Annotated in this window: 11 protein-coding genes and 3 pseudogenes; all 14 read left to right on the top strand. The window is 44.0% G+C overall.

All coding sequences use genetic code 11. From position 1 onward, the window contains the following. Positions 1 to 985 (top strand): tyrosine-type recombinase/integrase (locus tag WKT17_RS15630; RefSeq protein ID WP_340273579.1); only part of this gene is annotated, 985 nt, incomplete at its 5' end. 167 nt (positions 986 to 1,152) lie between these two features. Continuing rightward, a pseudogene (locus WKT17_RS15625) lies at positions 1,153 to 1,650 on the top strand (lysine--tRNA ligase); the annotation flags it as partial. 203 nt (positions 1,651 to 1,853) lie between these two features. Continuing rightward, a pseudogene (locus WKT17_RS15620) lies at positions 1,854 to 2,141 on the top strand (IS110 family transposase); the annotation flags it as partial. A gap of 59 nt (positions 2,142 to 2,200) precedes the next feature. Next, positions 2,201 to 2,296 (top strand): annotated as a pseudogene (locus WKT17_RS16355) (TIM-barrel domain-containing protein); the annotation flags it as partial. A 6-nt stretch (positions 2,297 to 2,302) separates the two neighbouring features. Further along, a complete protein-coding gene (locus tag WKT17_RS15615; protein ID WP_330489639.1) occupies positions 2,303 to 2,638 on the top strand; it encodes a hypothetical protein in 336 nt (111 codons plus the stop codon). Between the two features lie 291 nt (positions 2,639 to 2,929). Further along, entirely contained in the window at positions 2,930 to 3,082 is a 153-nt protein-coding gene (locus tag WKT17_RS15610) for a helix-turn-helix domain-containing protein (protein WP_180211128.1), read from the top strand. 25 nt (positions 3,083 to 3,107) lie between these two features. Next, positions 3,108 to 3,494 (top strand): BRO family protein, encoded by a 387-nt coding sequence (locus WKT17_RS15605; RefSeq protein ID WP_330489638.1) that lies wholly within the window; start codon positions 3,108 to 3,110, stop codon positions 3,492 to 3,494. Beyond that, positions 3,491 to 3,658, top strand: a complete 168-nt coding sequence (locus WKT17_RS15600) for a hypothetical protein (protein ID WP_330489637.1) — start codon at positions 3,491 to 3,493, stop codon at positions 3,656 to 3,658. Before WKT17_RS15605 ends, WKT17_RS15600 begins: the two co-directional genes overlap by 4 nt. A 465-nt stretch (positions 3,659 to 4,123) precedes the next feature. After that, positions 4,124 to 7,267, top strand: coding sequence for an isoleucine--tRNA ligase (gene ileS, locus WKT17_RS15595; RefSeq protein ID WP_294462334.1), 3,144 nt, complete (start codon positions 4,124 to 4,126; stop codon positions 7,265 to 7,267). 23 nt (positions 7,268 to 7,290) lie between these two features. Further along, the gene (locus tag WKT17_RS15590) at positions 7,291 to 9,753 is read left to right on the top strand and encodes a glycogen/starch/alpha-glucan phosphorylase (protein WP_294462331.1); all 2,463 of its coding nucleotides are present in this window, start codon (positions 7,291 to 7,293) and stop codon (positions 9,751 to 9,753) included. Between the two features lie 173 nt (positions 9,754 to 9,926). Beyond that, positions 9,927 to 11,813 carry a hypothetical protein gene (locus WKT17_RS15585; protein WP_340273573.1) on the top strand — a complete coding sequence of 629 codons (1,887 nt, stop codon included), beginning with the start codon at positions 9,927 to 9,929 and terminating at the stop codon, positions 11,811 to 11,813. A 33-nt stretch (positions 11,814 to 11,846) separates the two neighbouring features. Next, the gene (locus WKT17_RS15580) at positions 11,847 to 14,186 is read left to right on the top strand and encodes an HlyD family efflux transporter periplasmic adaptor subunit (protein WP_291681140.1); all 2,340 of its coding nucleotides are present in this window, start codon (positions 11,847 to 11,849) and stop codon (positions 14,184 to 14,186) included. Between the two features lies 1 nt (position 14,187). Then, on the top strand, positions 14,188 to 15,405 hold the full coding sequence (locus WKT17_RS15575; protein ID WP_291681141.1) for an ABC transporter permease: 1,218 nt from the start codon (positions 14,188 to 14,190) through the stop codon (positions 15,403 to 15,405). Positions 15,406 to 15,480: 75 nt separating this feature from the next. Further along, on the top strand, positions 15,481 to 16,851 hold the full coding sequence (locus tag WKT17_RS15570; protein ID WP_291681142.1) for an MATE family efflux transporter: 1,371 nt from the start codon (positions 15,481 to 15,483) through the stop codon (positions 16,849 to 16,851). Positions 16,852 to 17,244: the final 393 nt, after the last annotated feature.

The raw sequence follows: 17,244 nt of genomic DNA, 5'->3' as shown, positions 1-17,244 counted from the left end.
ATATAATTTGAGAGAGTCTACAAGAAGTTCCTATTTATATACCTATGATCATTATGTGAGGGATACTTTTGGACAGAAAAGAATTGCGGAGATAAAATATTCTCATGTTTTGCAGTTTTACTATTATCTTCTTAATCAGCAAGGTATTTCATTAGGAACGCTTGATTCAGTGCATTGTCTGCTTCATCCTACATTTCAGTTGGCGGTAAGGGATGAGATTATCCGAAAAAATCCTACTGATGGTGTAATGAAGGAAATAAGCAGAGAATCAGGGAAAAACAGAGGCGTAAGGCATGCGTTGACCATTGAACAGCAGAGATGTTTTATGGAGTATATTGCTAACCATCCGATTTATTATCACTGGTGGCCTATGTTTACTATTTTATTGGGAACAGGCTGCAGGATCGGAGAAGCACTTGGATTACGATGGAAGGATCTTGACTTTGAAAAGCGGGTAATCAGTATTAACCATAGCCTGGTATATTATCCGGCGAATGGAAGTAATAAATGTGTTTTAAGGGTTTCACTTCCGAAGACAGATGCTGGTATCAGAACTATACCGATGCTGGATATTGTAAAAGATGCTTTTGAAATGCTCTATGAAGAGCAAAAGGAAAACGGATTCAATGAGACAGAGATTGACGGAATGACGGGCTTTATTTTCTGTAATCGCTTTGGTTCAGTGCCTAACCCGCAGACAGTCAATCACACAATAAAACGTATTGCCAACAACTATAATGCTGATGAAGTGGTTCGGGCAAAAAAAGAACACAGGGATCCGATTATTCTACCTAATTTTTCATGCCATCATTTGCGGCACACTTTTTGCACCAGACTTTGCGAAAACGAAACAAATTTAAAAGTTATCCAGTCCATTATGGGTCACAAGAATATTGAGACTACATTGGACATCTACGCTGAAGCAACAGAAAAGAAGAAACAAGAATCATTCGAGAATTTGGCAGCCAAATTAGATATCTTTTGAGAAGGGCTCACAAATTCGAGAATGACAACAAAATTTTTGAATGACAGCAAAATGACAACAAAATGAATTGAATAATGAATGATAACGAAGGATTGTGAATAATATCCATATTCAGTTGCAAGCCGGAATAAGGGATAATAAGTGATCACGAAGAGATCATAAAATATTTCCCGACAATGAAGTCCCAGGGCGCTTCCAAGAACGAGGCGAACAATGCGGCACAGACTGCACCTGCAGCAAAAGCGGTTGCAGAAACAGTAGCAGAAGCTGCACCGGTTAAGGTTGAGATTGACTTTTCCAACGTAGAAGTAGAGCCGTTGTTTGAGGATATGGTGGATTTTGAAACTTTCAGCAAATCTGATTTCAGAGCTGTGAAAGTAAAAGAATGTGAGGCAGTGCCGAAGAGCAAGAAACTGCTGAAATTTGTGTTGGATGACGGAAGCGGCGAAGACCGTGTGATTCTGTCAGGTATCCATGATTATTATGAACCGGAAGAACTGGTAGGCAAAACGCTGATTGCTATTACAAACCTTCCGCCGCGTAAGATGATGGGTATCGATTCCTGTGGTATGATTATTTCTGCAACTCACCTGGTAGAGGGAAGAGAAGGCCTGAATGTTCTGATTGTGGATGATAAGATTCCGGCAGGAGCAAAGTTGTACTAAGAGATTAAAAAACTTTTAATTTTGACAACATAATGGATTGCTGAGGGCGCTTTTCGAGAGAGAAATCTTTCAAAAAGTGCCCTTTTAATGATGTTATATTTTAGAAACTATAAATGAGCAATTTCGTGATTTTGCATAAAAGAAAGACACCTTACCTCGATTTGCTGTATCCTGAAAATGATTAATTTAACATTTTCAGCATTGTGGACGATAACAATCCGAATAAAAATGGACGTAAGGATTCAAAAACAATTGCGGCCCTGGTAAATGAAGGCGGATTTTTATATCCATATATACCAACAGGTATTTGTGCGGAGATTCAAAGTCTTTTTAATCCCCGGCTTCAAACCCAGGAAGAAATCACACGAATCAAGAACCGTATTGCAAGATGGTTCAGTGTCTATTTTCCGGAAATAAAAGACGTTTATAAAAAGCAGGATTCTGTGAGTGGTCTCATGGTATTGAAGGTGGCACCACGGACACAAGATATCGTTCATGATATTGACGGCCATATGTTTGGATATAAAGATGAGGAACTTATACCCTTTGAATACAATTTGGCGTATTTATCCCTGTTATACGTCTGCACAGTACCAATTGTTCCTTTAACAGCAAAGAACCATGGAGATTTGGCAGGGAAACGGAACGCATTATGACCACATTCCTGCAGCTTCGGCACCGTATGCTTCCCTATTTGTATACCATGAATCATAGAAGCTATGAAGAAGATATACCTTTGATACTTCCTTTATACTATGAATATCCGGAAGAAGAACAGGCGTATATCCATGGAAATGAATATTACTTTGGAAATATTACAGTGTACAGAGACAAAGAAACACTGCCGGTTTTGGCAAAAGCGGGTACGATTCTGCCGATGACAGACCAGATAAAAAATCAGTTTGAAAAGGAAATCTTTGAATTCCTGGACCAAGCAGAGATGTCTTATGAAGAAAAAGAACGTATTTACAATGAGGTTTTAAAATAGAGAGAACTGCCGATTCTGATTTCTCAGTTAAATGCGATGGAGATAGACAGGGATATTATGGGAGTACTGCTGGAAATCTTAACGGCATATTAAAAAATTTAAGTTGATTTAGGCGGATAAAAAGCAAATCCCCTTAAGCGGAATGAGATATTGTCTTATCCGTTTAAGGGGATTTTTTGATAAAAAAGCTTGACAGTATTGTGTTTTTTTACTATCATAAAATAACGCAATGCGTATAAAAGGAGGAATAGTGTGAGTCGAGGAAAAGAAGTAAAAGAGTTAAGAGAGCAGATGGGAATGAATCGCAGAGAGTTTTGCGATTATTTTGGAATTCCATATCGTACTGTGCAGGATTGGGAAGCGGAGAAAAGAGAATTGCCAGATTATGTATTACGATTGTTAAAGTATCGTGCTGAAAGAGAAAAAATAGTACATAGGGAATAGGATGATTTTATGGAGGGTAGGATTCATGGGAAAAGATATGGAAAATTACAGCGAAGAAATATTTGAAAATATAAAACATATAAACGAGTACGGGCAGGAATTCTGGTATGCAAGGGAACTCCGAGAAGTATTAAACTATACACAATGGAGACGATTTAAAGAAACAATTGATAGAGCGAAAGAAGCATGTAAAAAAAGTGGAAATGAAGTAAATGATCATTTTGCCGGCGTTGGCAAAATGATAAATTTAGCTAAAGGGGCGGTACGAGAAGTTGAAGATTATATGCTTACACGTTATGCATGTTATCTAATCGTGATGAATGGAGATTCCCGTAAAGAAGTGATTGCATTAGGGCAGACATATTTCGCCGTGAAGACCAGACAGCAGGAAAACTCAGGCGGGACCAGGTGACAGGAAAGAAAGAGGCCGGAGATGTTCATTTTCAAGTCGGCCAAAAGGTACGCCAGACAATAGCTGAATTAGGAGGGACAATGCCTGAAAATCTGCCCACGCCACAGAAAGGTATTAAGCAGATTGAAAGGGAAGAGGCGAAAAGAATAGAGAAAACAGAGTAAACACTCCTGCGAAATGAGATATTATCTTATCTGTTTAAGGGGATTTGTATGTGACCTTTTTCAAGTTGATATGAATACTTATATCTTTCCCTCCAATCCCTCTTGACAACCCCCAAACACACTCAGTATAATAAGAACTATACTGAAAAACCAAGACGGAGACAGTATTTCACTGACAGAAGCCGCACAATCTCTTGTTTTACCAGATATGGTTTCTGCATGCAAACGTTATAGAGAGCCGGAGATGGTGGAAATCCGGTACCAGTAGCAGTGAAAGAAAATCACTCCTGAGTTGCTATCTGAATCCAGTAGGAGATGCCGGGCTTCCTCCGTTAAAGGGAACGCATATTAAGACAGAAATGTTGTGTATGTTGTAAGAGGTGGTATAACGACAGCGTATTTGCTCTCGTCCTGTTACAGGACGGGAGTTTTTTGTTTTCAGTCAATCAAGAGAGGAGAAAAATCATGTATCAGAAAGTTACTACAGACCTGAATTTTGTAGAGCGCGAAAAGAATGTTGAAAAATTCTGGAAGGACAATGACATTTTCAAAAAAAGTATGGAGCAGAGAAAAGAAGGAGAAACGTATACCTTCTATGATGGACCGCCGACTGCAAACGGAAAACCGCATATCGGTCATGTGCTTACCCGTGTTATCAAGGATATGATTCCCAGATACCGCACTATGAAGGGCAAAATGGTTCCGAGAAAAGCAGGATGGGATACCCACGGACTTCCGGTAGAACTGGAAGTAGAGAAACTGCTGGGTCTGGACGGAAAAGAGCAGATTGAAGAATACGGTCTGATTCCGTTTATTGATAAATGTAAGGAAAGCGTATGGAAATACAAAGGGATGTGGGAAGATTTTTCCTCTACCGTTGGTTTCTGGGCAGATATGGACAATCCGTACGTTACTTACCATGATGATTATATTGAATCCGAATGGTGGGCTTTAAAAGAAATCTGGAACAAAAACCTGCTGTACAAAGGATTTAAAATCGTACCTTATTGTCCGCGCTGCGGAACTCCGCTGTCTGCCCAGGAGGTGGCACAGGGCTATAAAGATGTAAAAGAACGTTCCGCTATTGCCCGTTTTAAAGTAAAAGACGAAGACGCGTACATTCTGGCATGGACTACAACCCCGTGGACACTGCCTTCTAACGTGGCGCTCTGCGTAAACCCGGAAGAACAGTATGTAAAGGTAAAAGCAGCAGACGGATATACCTATTACATGGCAGAAGCCCTTCTGGATACGGTTCTTGGTTCTCTGGAAAGAGAAGAAGGAACACCGGCGTACGAAGTTCTGGAAACTTATGTGGGAAAAGATTTGGAATATAAAGAATACGAACCCTTATATAATTTCAAGAAGCTGGATAAGAAAGCGCATTACGTTGTCTGCGATACCTATGTAACCCTGACAGACGGTACCGGTGTGGTTCATATTGCGCCTGCATTCGGTGAAGATGACAGCAAGGTGGGAAGAAAATACGACCTTCCGTTCCTGCAGTTGGTTGACGAAAAAGGTGAAATGACAAAAGAAACCAAATGGGCAGGTACGTTCTGTAAGAAAGCGGACCCGGAAGTTTTGAAAGATTTGGACGAGAGAGGACTGCTTTTCTCCGCACCGAAATTTGAACACAGCTATCCCCACTGCTGGAGATGTGATACTCCGCTGATTTATTATGCAAGAGAATCCTGGTTTATCAAGATGACGGCGGTAAAAGACGACTTAATCCGCAACAACAACACCATTAACTGGATTCCGGAAAGTATTGGAAAAGGCCGTTTCGGCGACTGGCTGGAAAACGTACAGGACTGGGGTATCAGCCGTAACCGTTACTGGGGAACGCCGCTGAACGTATGGGAATGTGAATGCGGACATATGCATGCCATCGGCAGCAGACAGGAACTCTTTGAAATGAGCGGAAACGAAGCAGCAAAAACCGTAGAGCTGCACAGACCGTACATTGACGAAATTACCATGCCTTGTCCGAAATGCGGCAAGACCATGCACCGTGTACCGGAAGTGATTGACTGCTGGTTTGACTCCGGCGCTATGCCGTTTGCACAGCACCACTATCCATTTGAAAACAAAGAATTGTTTGAGCAGCAGTTCCCGGCAGATTTTATTTCTGAAGCTGTAGACCAGACAAGAGGCTGGTTCTACTCTCTGCTGGCAGAATCTACGCTGCTGTTTAACAAAGCACCTTACAAAAATGTTATTGTGCTGGGTCATGTACAGGACGAAAACGGACAGAAAATGAGTAAATCCAAGGGAAATGCCGTAGACCCCTTTGACGCACTGGAAAAATACGGCGCTGATGCAATCCGCTGGTACTTCTATGTGAACAGCGCGCCATGGCTTCCAAACCGTTTCCATGGAAAAGCTGTGCAGGAAGGACAGCGTAAATTCATGGGCACACTTTGGAATACTTACGCATTCTTTGTTCTGTATGCCAATATTGACGAATTTGACGCAACCAAATATACACTGGAATACGAGAAGCTTCCGGTTATGGACAAATGGCTGCTGTCCAAGCTGAATACAGTAGTAAAAGCGGTTGATGAAAACCTGGCTGGTTACAAGATTCCGGAAACGGCCAGAGCGCTGCAGGAATTTGTAGATGATATGAGTAACTGGTATGTCAGAAGAAGCCGTGAACGTTTCTGGGCCAAAGGTATGGAACAGGATAAGATTAACGCTTATATGACTCTGTACACCGCCCTTGTAACCATTTCCAAAGCGGCTGCGCCTATGGTTCCGTTTATGACAGAAGATATTTACCAGAACCTGGTGAGAAGTCTGGATAAAAATGCACCGGAAAGTATTCATCTGTGTGACTTCCCGGAAGTGAAGGAAGAATGGATTGATAAAGAGCTGGAAGAAAACATGGACGATTTGCTGAAAGTGGTTGTTATGGGACGCGCCTGCAGAAATGCGGCAAACATTAAGAACCGTCAGCCAATCGGAAAGATGTTTGTAAAAGCGCCGTTTGTGCTTTCTGACTTCTATAAAGATATTATTACAGACGAATTGAATGTAAAAGAAATGGAATTCACAGATGATGTGAGAAGCTTTACTTCCTATACATTCAAACCGCAGTTAAAGACCGTGGGCCCGAAATACGGCAAGTTCCTGGGCGGTATCAAAACAGCATTGGCGGACCTGGACGGCAACAAGGCTATGGATGAACTGAAAGCTCAGGGCGAATTGAAGCTGCATGTAGATGGTGAGGAAATCGTGCTTCTGGAAAGTGATTTGCTCATTGATATGGCGCAGATGGAAGGCTATGTTTCCGAAAATGACAACGATATTACGGTTGTACTGGATACAAACCTGACCCCGGAACTGATTGAAGAAGGTTTTGTAAGAGAAATCATCAGCAAAATTCAGACTATGCGTAAGGAAGCAGGTTTTGAAGTTATGGATAAAATCCGGGTATCACTTGCGGATAACCAGGTAATTGAGGGAATCTTCCGTGTACATGAAAAACAAATCAAAGCAGAAGTTCTGGCTGAGGAAGTTGTATATAACGAAGTAAAAGGTTATACAAAGGATTGGAAAATTAACGCAGAAGGTGTAAAATTAGGGGTGGAAAAAATTTCATAACTTTCGCTAGGAGGAAAATAGTGATGTTGGATAATCATTTCAAGAAAGAGGAATTCAAAAAAAGCGTTAAAGAAAATGTAAAAATGCTTTATAGAAAAACCATTGATGAGGCTACTCAGGAACAGGTTTTTCAGGCAGTCTCTCTTGCTGTTAAAGACGTAATTATTGACAACTGGCTTCTCACGCAGAAACAGTATGAAAAAGATGACCCGAAAATCGTTTATTATCTGTCCATGGAATTTTTGATGGGACGCGCGCTGGGCAACAACCTGATTAACCTGTGTGCGTATAAGGAAGTAAAAGAAGCTTTAGATGAGCTTGGATTTGACTTAAATGTAATTGAAGACCAGGAGCCGGATCCGGCTCTTGGAAACGGCGGTCTGGGAAGACTGGCTGCCTGTTTCCTGGATTCTCTGGCCACGCTGGGATATTGTGCGTATGGCTGTGGTATCCGTTACCACTATGGTCTGTTCAAACAGAAAATCGAAAATGGTTATCAGGTAGAGGTGCCGGATAACTGGTTAAAAGACGGTTACCCATTTGAACTGCGCCGTCCGGAATATGCCAAAGAAGTGAAATTCGGCGGCTATGTAAGAGTGGAATATGACCCGGCTACGGGCAAGAATCACTTTATTCAGGAGGGATACCAGTCTGTAAGAGCCATTCCTTACGATATGCCAATCGTGGGATACAACAATCAGATTGTGAACACCCTTCGTATCTGGGACGCAGAAGCGGTCAATGACTTCCAGTTAGACCTGTTTGACAAGGGAGAATATCATAAAGCAGTAGAGCAGGAAAACCTGGCAAAGAATATTGTGGAAGTGCTGTATCCAAATGATAACCATTATGCAGGAAAAGAGCTGCGTTTAAAACAGCAGTATTTCTTCATTTCCGCAAGTATTCAGGCTGCCATTGAGAAGTTTAAGAAATCGCACAGCGACCTGCACGATTTGCCGAAAAAGGTAACTTTCCAGTTAAACGATACGCATCCGACTATGACTGTTGCAGAATTAATGCGTATTCTGGTGGACGAGGAGGGCATGTCCTGGGAAGACGCGTGGGACATTACCACCCATACCTGCGCTTATACAAACCATACCATTATGGCAGAAGCGCTGGAAAAATGGCCTATCGAGCTGTTTTCTAAGCTGCTTCCTCGTGTATATCAGATTATTGAGGAGATTAACCGCAGATTCCTTCTGGAAATCCAGGCAAAATATCCGGGTGACCAGGAAAAAATCCGTAAAATGGCAATCATTTATGATGGTCAGGTGAAAATGGCACATCTTGCCATTGCAGGCGGATATTCTGTAAACGGTGTGGCAAAGCTGCATACGGAAATTCTGGAAAAACAGGAATTGAGAGATTTCTATGAGATGTATCCGGAAAAATTCAATAATAAGACAAACGGTATTACCCAGAGACGTTTCCTGCTTCACGGAAATCCTCTGCTGGCAGACTGGATTACGGACCACATTGGGGATGGATGGATTACCAGCCTTCCGGAACTGGAAAAATTAAAGGTTTATGCAGACGACAAGAAGGCGCAGCAGGAATTTATGAACATCAAGCACCAGAACAAGGTGCGGCTGGCAAAATATATTCTGGAGCACAATGGCATTGAAGTGAATCCAAATTCTATTTTTGATGTGCAGGTGAAGAGACTTCATGAGTACAAACGCCAGCTGATGAATATTCTGCATGTAATGTACCTGTACAATAAGATTAAGGAACATCCGGAAATGCCGTTCTATCCGAGAACCTTTATTTTCGGTGCAAAGGCAGCGGCAGGCTACAGACGCGCAAAGCAGACCATTAAGCTGATTAACGCTGTGGCAGATGTGGTGAACAACGACCGTTCTATTGACGGAAAGATTAAAGTGGTATTTATTGAAAACTATCGTGTGTCCAATGCGGAAATGATTTTTGCGGCAGCAGATGTTTCCGAGCAGATATCTACAGCAAGTAAAGAGGCATCCGGAACCGGAAACATGAAGTTTATGTTAAACGGTGCGCCAACGCTGGGGACCATGGACGGTGCAAACGTGGAAATCGTGGAAGAAGTAGGCGCAGAAAATGCATTTATCTTCGGTCTGTCCTCGGATGAGGTTATCAACTATGAAAACAATGGCGGCTATGACCCTATGCAGTATTTCAATAATGACCCGGATATCCGAAACGTGCTGATGCAGCTGATTAACGGTACCTATTCAGGGGGAGACTTCAATATGTTCCGTGAAATCTATGACTCTTTGCTGAACACAAACAGCAGTGACAGAGCAGATACGTACTTCATTCTGGCTGATTTCAAATCTTATGCGGCAGCGCAGGAGAAAGTGGAGGCAGCGTATAGAGATGAAGCAGGATGGGCGAAAATGGCGCTTCTGAATACGGCTTGCTCCGGTAAATTTACCTCAGACAGAACCATTCAGCAGTATGTAGATGAAATTTGGCATCTGGATAAAGTTGTGATTGGGAAGTAAAAAGTATATATTTTAAAAGATAGAAAACCCCAGAGGCGGCCTCCTCAGGGGTTTTTGCACGTCCGGTTGGCAAATTAAAAATTTTCTCTGCCATTTTAAGGTTTATTTAAAGTTCCCCTCGTATACTCCCTTTTAAAGCACACAAACTTGTTTTAGGAAAGGATACAGGACATATGAAACGAAACCATCTTGCAATCACATTAGGCATTATCTTAGGCGTGTCGGCTCTTACCGGCTGTACAAAATCAAGTACAAATGATACCAGTATTTCCAAAGAAAAGGAAAGCGAGGAAAATACCGTATATGGAGAAGTGAAATCCGTAGGAGAGTCTTCTGTCACCATTGAGGTAGGAACCATGAAAGAAATGGAGAAAGATGGAGAAAATCCATCGGGTGCCGGCAAAGAGGAAAATACAGATTCTGCGCAGACGGATGGAGAGGGCGAAAATCAGCCGCCTCAGGGTGGAGAAGCTCCGTCTGCCGATGGAGAGGCACCGGAAAAACCAGAAGATACTACCGGAACAACAGAGAGCAGTACCGACAACAGCACAGAGAGCAGTACCGGAAGTGATAGTAAAGACGGGGAAGAGCCGGGTGAAAATCCGCCTGAACAGCAAACAGAGACTATCACTCTAGACGATATTTCTGAAGGTGATACCGTATCCATTACCCTGGATGAAGATGGAAATGCAGAAACAATTACGGTTATGTCCATGGGCGGCGGTATGGGACAGTCTCCTGATGCAGGAGGGGTAGACAGTTATGCGGCTGCGACAGAATATACTTCAGACACCGAAGCAGACGGAGAAACCTTTACATCTACAGGGACAGACGAGAATGCGGTGCATATTTTGGACGGTGCACAGGTTACATTAAAGAACGTGACTGCTGACAGAACCTCTTCTGACAGTAAGGGAGGAGACAATTCCAGCTTTTACGGTGTGGGAGCAGCCATTCTGAATACAGATGGTAAGGCCTATATCAGCGGAAGTACCGTTGATACAGACGCGGCAGGAGGCGCAGGAATTTTCTCTTACGGCGACGGTGTGACCTATGTTTCGGATACCACCATTAAGACACAGCAGGATACTTCAGGCGGTATTCATGCAGCAGGCGGCGGAACGCTTTATGCATGGGATTTAGATGTGGAGACCAACGGAGAATCCTCTGCGGCAATCCGAAGCGACAGAGGCGGCGGAACCATGGTTGTGGACGGAGGAACTTATACCTCTAACGGCACAGGTTCTCCGGCAATTTACAGCACAGCAAATATTGCCGTAAATAATGCGGATCTGACGGCAAACGGTTCAGAAGCGGTCTGCATTGAGGGGTTGAATTCACTCCATTTGTATAATTCCAATCTGACCGGAAATATGAGTGATAATGAGCAGAACGACTGTACCTGGAATGTAATTCTCTACCAGAGTATGTCCGGGGACTCAGAACTAGGAAACAGTACGTTTGAAATGGACGGAGGCAGTCTTACAGCGAAAAACGGAGGTATGTTTTATACCACAAATACAGAATCTACCTTTGTATTGTCAGATGTGGACATTACCTATGCAGAGGACAACGATTTCTTTCTGAAATGCACAGGAAATCAGAATCAGAGAGGATGGGGTCAGTCCGGTTCAAACGGTGCAGACTGCCTGTTTACCGCCATTACACAAAAAATGAAGGGTGATATTATCTGGGACAGTATCAGCAAACTGGATTTCTATATGACAGATGGAAGTACATTAAAAGGTGCAGTAAAGGATGATGAGAGCTGTGCCGGAGATGGCGGAAGCGGATATGCCAGCCTTTATATAGAGGAAGGTTCCTCTTGGGTAGTGACCGGAGACAGCGAACTTACAAATCTGTATTGTGCAGGAACTATCACCGACGAAGATGGAAATTCCGTTACCATAAAAGGAAGTGACGGAACCGTATATGCAGAAGGTACCAGTGAGTATACCATTACTGTAGATAAATACGAAAAAACGGCAGATCTGTCAGGCTGCTCCCAGGCAACTCAGTGGAGTGACTATGAAACAGAAAAACCGGAGCAGTTATCGTAAGAGGAAAAAATAGTGAAAAAAGCAGGGTTTTATATGAAAAAGGGCATGTCTGTGTGGAAAGGCATGTCCGGAAAAAAGAAAACAGCGGTGGCGATTGTGTCGCTGGCAGGCATATGTATCCTTGGGACAGGCGTGTTTTGGGCGAGAAATAAAATGTCTAAGGGGCAGCCTGTGGGGAATGCTTCGGTGCAGGAGGCGTCGGCAGCTTCCGGTGATATAGCCAATACCATTACAGGAACAGGCAGCCTGGAGGCGGACGATTCTGACACTGTGAAAATTCCTTCCGGCATTACGATAAAGGAGGTGAAAGTAGAAAGCGGCGATGCGGTATCCAAAGGGGATGTGCTGGCTGTGGTAGAGGAAACCTCGGTACTGGGAGCTATGGAGGAGGTACAGGAGCAGATAGAAGAGACGGAAGAAGATATGAACGAATGTAAATCCGATACGGAAACCCAGGAGGTGACGGCAAAGGTCAGCGGACGGATAAAGAAAAATTATGTGCAGGAGAGCAGTGATGTGGCGCAGAGTATGGTGGACAACGGGGCCTTGATGCTGCTTTCACTGGATGGCAAAATGGCAGCAGATTTTACAGGCGTATCCGGTGTGGCAGCAGGAGATACGGTGACCGTTACCTTGTCGGACGGTACGGTGAAAGAGGGCAGCGTGGAGAGTGTCAGCGGAGCGGATTGCACAGTGACTTTTTCAGATGATGGTGTGGCAGTAGATGACACCGTCACGGCGGCGAAAGCGGACGGGACAAAAATAGGAACGGGAAAGGCGTACATTCATGAGCAGCTGGAAATTACAGGTACAGGCGGTACGGTCAGCAGTGTTTCAGCAGCGGAAAACCAGGAAGTATCTGCGGGAGATACGCTTCTGACGGTAAATACCGGAGAAAAATCTGTAAAATACCGCCAGTTGGCGGCGAAAAGAGAGGCACTTACCCAGAGTCTTCAGAAGCTGGTGACCATTTCCCAGACCGGAACGATTACTGCGGACATAGACGGTACGGTAGGAAGTGTGAATGTTTCTGCTGGAAGCGCGGTGCAGAGCAGTTCCGCCGTATCATCGGGAACTACTTCTTCGGGTTCTTCCGCTGCAAAAGCCAGCAATATGTCTTATACTTCTTCTGCCTCAGGGGCTTCTTTTCTGCTGTTGTCTTCGGCGTCTGAGACAGCAGCGGGAAAAGAAACTGCGTTGGACAACGATGCAGAGCAGCAGACGGATATCTGCCTGCAGTTTGCAATCGGAGAGGGAACGGAAAGCACAGCAGGACTGTTGGCCTTAGCCACACCCCAGACAGACGGAGTTCCTCAGACAGAGGCAAATTCTTCGGATGGCGCATATACGGGAAGCATTGTGTGGAATCCCCAGGCAGATACCTTTGAGGGCGGTACGGAATATCAGGCACAGATAACGCTTACAGCAGGGGAGGGATACTGCTTCGGTGCGGACAGTGTGTCAAAACTGCAAGTTGGAATTTTGTCAGGTCTGACTGTATCAGAGGATGCAAAGACGCTGGAGTTTTGTGTTACCTTCCCGGTTACTGCGGAAACAACACCTCAGGAAACCCAGAAAGAACAAAATGAAAGCGGACAGGATGAAAACAAGAATCAGGTATCAGGCAGTGACGGGGAAACTGTTGAGGCAAGTGCCAAAGCAGCAGCTGTGACAGGCACAAGTACCGGTACGGCAGCCGCTGCAGACACGGAAACCACTGCCCAGCAGACCAGTTCTTCAGACAGTACAGAAGATACGTCGTCTTACAGCACAGATGTAACCGCTTTTACCCTGGCTTCCAATGACAGTATGATTCTTTCTGTCAGCGTGGATGAGCTGGATATTAATTCTGTGTCAAAAGACCAGGAAGCCGAAGTGACGCTGGATGCATTGGAGGACTCTTCTTTTACAGGAACGGTTACAAAGGTAGGCAGCAGTTCCCAGAGTTCCGGAAACGGAGTCGCAAAATATACAGTGGAAATTACCATTCCAAAGGATGCGCAGATGAAAGAAGGAATGAATGCTTCAGCCGTCATTACAGTAGAGGAAAAGAAAGACGTGGTGACCATACCGGTTAATGCTCTACAGGAAAAAGGCGATAAAACCTTTGTATATACCAAGAAGGACGATGAGGGCAATCTGTCGGGGGAACAGGAGGTATCCACAGGACTTTCTGACGGAGATAAGGTAGAAATCACAGACGGACTGTCGGAGGGCGATACGGTTTATTATCAGAAGACAGGCAATACCCAGGGTACAGATTCCGGACAGACACCCCAGCAGGGCGGCGGACCCGGCAATATGGAGCAGCCTTCCGGGGGCGGTATGGGTGAAATGCCATCTGGAGGCGGACCTGCTCCGGGAGGAAATTAAGATGGGAATACAAACCTGGAAAATGGCGTGGAGTGCGGTAAACGCCAATAAAATGCGGACTTTTCTCACAATGCTGGGAATTATTATAGGTGTTTCCTCGCTGATTGTTCTGGTATCCATTGCGGACGGGGCTTCATCTTCTGTGGCCGGGCAGATTTCCTCCATGGGTTCGGATTATCTGACCGTACAAATCAGTGATGACAAGGAAAATCCCCTGCGGCTTTCAGAATTCAGCCAGCTATTGGAGGACGAAGCCATAGAAGACGCGGCACCTTTTGCACAAACCAGCGTTACAGGAAAATCCGGCTATACGGAGGGAACGGTGACTTTGTACGGTACAACAGGAAGTTATTTCCGTATTATGGATATGGAACTGAAAACCGGGAGAGCATTAAAACAGACGGATGTGGATAACCATTCTTATGTTATGGTGATTACAGAAGACACAGCCATTGAATTTTTCGGTCATACGGACGTGGAGGGCGAAACCATTAGTTTGAATGGGAACCGCTTTCAGGTGGTGGGAGTACTTTCTGACAGCAGCAGTCTGGAGAACTCTGCTGCTGCGGTTTCTTCGGAAGACGAAGATTCTGCGCAGACTACGGTATTGGAAGGCTATATTCCGTATTCTACTTTGACCAGAATTGCGGACAATATTCTGGATATTACCCAGTTTTATGTTTCATCTCCGGATGAGGATACCATGGACAGAACGGAACGGGCAGTGGAACAGATTATGCTGAGCAGGCTGGACAATGATGAAGACGCTTTTTCTATACAGAGCCAGTTTGAAGTAATGGAAACCATGCAGGAGGTGGACAATACCATGTCTCTGATGATGGGAGGAATCACAGCAATTTCTCTTCTGGTAGGCGGAATCGGCATTATGAACATTATGTTGGTTTCGGTCACGGAACGGACCCGGGAAATCGGAATCCGTAAGGCTATTGGCGCAGGCAGAAGCAGTATTATGCTGCAGTTCCTCATGGAGTCAGTCATTGTCAGCATGGCGGGCTGCTTTGCAGGCATTGGATTTTCCTGGATTCTGCTGAAAATTATCGGAAAATTTATGAATGGAAATATGACCTTTACCATGAATGTGCAGGTTGTGTGGATTGCCGTTGCGTTTTCCGGATTCATCGGGATTGTTTTTGGTCTGTATCCGGCAAATAAAGCAGCGAGGAAAAAGCCCATTGAGGCTTTGCGGTATTCCGGATAAGAAAGTGAAAATCAGCAGGAAATCTTTCTCCTTCTATGTTACAATGAAACTATATTAATATAGAAGGAGAAGGTTATGCAAAACGATGATAAAGTGATTTTGTTTGAGCAGACCCCCATACCAAGAGCTGTGGCAAAACTGGCTTTTCCCACCATTTTAAGCTCTCTGGTTATGGTTATTTATAATCTGGCCGATACATATTTCGTAGGTATGTGCAATGACGCCATAGAAAATGCTGCAGTTACTCTGGCGGCTCCGGTTCTGCTGGCATTTAATGCGGTCAACAATTTATTTGGAGTAGGAAGTTCCAGCATGATGAGCCGTGCAATGGGAACCAAAGACTATGAAACCGTATACAAGAGTTCGGCCTTTGGTTTTTACTGTGCGCTTTTTAGCGGAGTTTTGTTTGCTGCTCTTTGCGGGATTTTTCAGAATCTTCTTCTGCGGCTTTTGGGAGCGGATACCAACACTATGGCAGCCACAGCAGGATATGTAAAATGGACGGTGCTATTCGGTGCGGTTCCCGCTATTTTAAATGTGGTGATGGCTTATATGGTACGGGCAGAGGGCTCGGCGCTTCATGCCAGTCTGGGGACCATGAGCGGTTGTTTCCTCAATATTTTGCTGGACCCGGTGTTTATTTTGCCCTGGGGTCTGGATATGGGGGCAGAGGGAGCGGGTCTTGCTACTTTTTTGTCAAATTGTGTGGCCTGTCTGTACTTTTTTGTGCTGCTCTGGAAGAAGAGAGGGCGTACCTTTGTGTGTATTCATCCCCGGAAGTTTTCTCTGGAAAAAAGAATTGTCTGGGGTATTTGCAATGTGGGAATTCCGGCGTCTATTCAGAATCTGCTGAATGTGACGGGTATGACTATTTTAAATAATTTTACCTCTTCTTTTGGCGCTGACGCAGTGGCGGCTATGGGAATTACGCAGAAAATCAATATGGTTCCCATGAATGTTGCCATGGGGCTTTCCCAGGGAATTATGCCGCTTATCAGTTATAACTATTCCAGCAGAAATCATAAGCGTATGAAAGGCACTCTGGTATTTGCGGTAAAAGCCAGCCTGGGATTTATTGCCATAGTGGCTGTGGGCTATTTTGTGGGTGCCGCGCAGTTGACTCAGCTTTTCATGGATAATGAGACGATTGTGGCTTACGGAACAAAATTCCTTCGGGGATTTTGTCTGGGACTGCCGTTTTTGTGTATGGATTTTATTGCTGTAGGTGTATTCCAGGCAGTGGGAATGGGCAGAGAAGCCTTGCTTTTTGCCATTATGAGAAAGATTGTTCTGGAAATTCCGGCGCTTTATATCTTGAACTTCCTGTTTCCGCTTTACGGACTTGCTTATGCGCAGCTTACTGCAGAGGTGGTACTGGCTGTGGCGGCCGTGTTGGTATTGGCGCGGTTGTTTAAGAGGATTAGTAAGGAAAATACTATTTCCTAAGAATTTGTCTTGACTTTTAGGGTTATTTCATATCATAATAACTTCATGCATAAATAACAACGCTGAGCGTATTTAAATATAGTAAATAACATAAAGAGTATGATAGATAGGAACATGAGATGTATTTAAATTTTTATGCGGATATACTCTGCACTCCAGCCCTGCACGGATTAATAAGAACATGAGATGTATTTAAATGACAGAAGCAGGCGTGGCACTTTATGAAATATCCACGATTAATAAGAACATGAGATGTATTTAAATAGTCCATAGGTTTGTAATTTTGCAACACTAACATAAGATTAATAAGAACATGAGATGTATTTAAATATGTATTCTCCATGGAATATCCACTTTCCCACTCTTGATTAATAAGAACATGAGATGTATTTA

It is taken from the genome of Blautia sp. HCN-20427, from assembly GCF_037890365.1.
In the GTDB taxonomy this organism is placed as follows: Bacteria; Bacillota; Clostridia; order Lachnospirales; family Lachnospiraceae; genus Blautia.
The sequence above is the reverse complement of the archived record's forward strand: the minus strand, read 5'-3'. Positions and strand labels throughout refer to the sequence as shown.

Coding starts and splice junctions, on each gene's coding strand:
- WKT17_RS15615 (WP_330489639.1), top strand. CDS start 2,303: ATGACCACATTCCTGCAGCTTCGGCACCGTATGCTTCCCTATTTGTAT.
- WKT17_RS15610 (WP_180211128.1), top strand. CDS start 2,930: ATGGGAATGAATCGCAGAGAGTTTTGCGATTATTTTGGAATTCCATAT.
- WKT17_RS15605 (WP_330489638.1), top strand. CDS start 3,108: ATGGGAAAAGATATGGAAAATTACAGCGAAGAAATATTTGAAAATATA.
- ileS (WP_294462334.1), top strand. CDS start 4,124: ATGTATCAGAAAGTTACTACAGACCTGAATTTTGTAGAGCGCGAAAAG.
- WKT17_RS15590 (WP_294462331.1), top strand. CDS start 7,291: ATGTTGGATAATCATTTCAAGAAAGAGGAATTCAAAAAAAGCGTTAAA.
- WKT17_RS15585 (WP_340273573.1), top strand. CDS start 9,927: ATGAAACGAAACCATCTTGCAATCACATTAGGCATTATCTTAGGCGTG.
- WKT17_RS15580 (WP_291681140.1), top strand. CDS start 11,847: ATGAAAAAGGGCATGTCTGTGTGGAAAGGCATGTCCGGAAAAAAGAAA.
- WKT17_RS15575 (WP_291681141.1), top strand. CDS start 14,188: ATGGGAATACAAACCTGGAAAATGGCGTGGAGTGCGGTAAACGCCAAT.
- WKT17_RS15570 (WP_291681142.1), top strand. CDS start 15,481: ATGCAAAACGATGATAAAGTGATTTTGTTTGAGCAGACCCCCATACCA.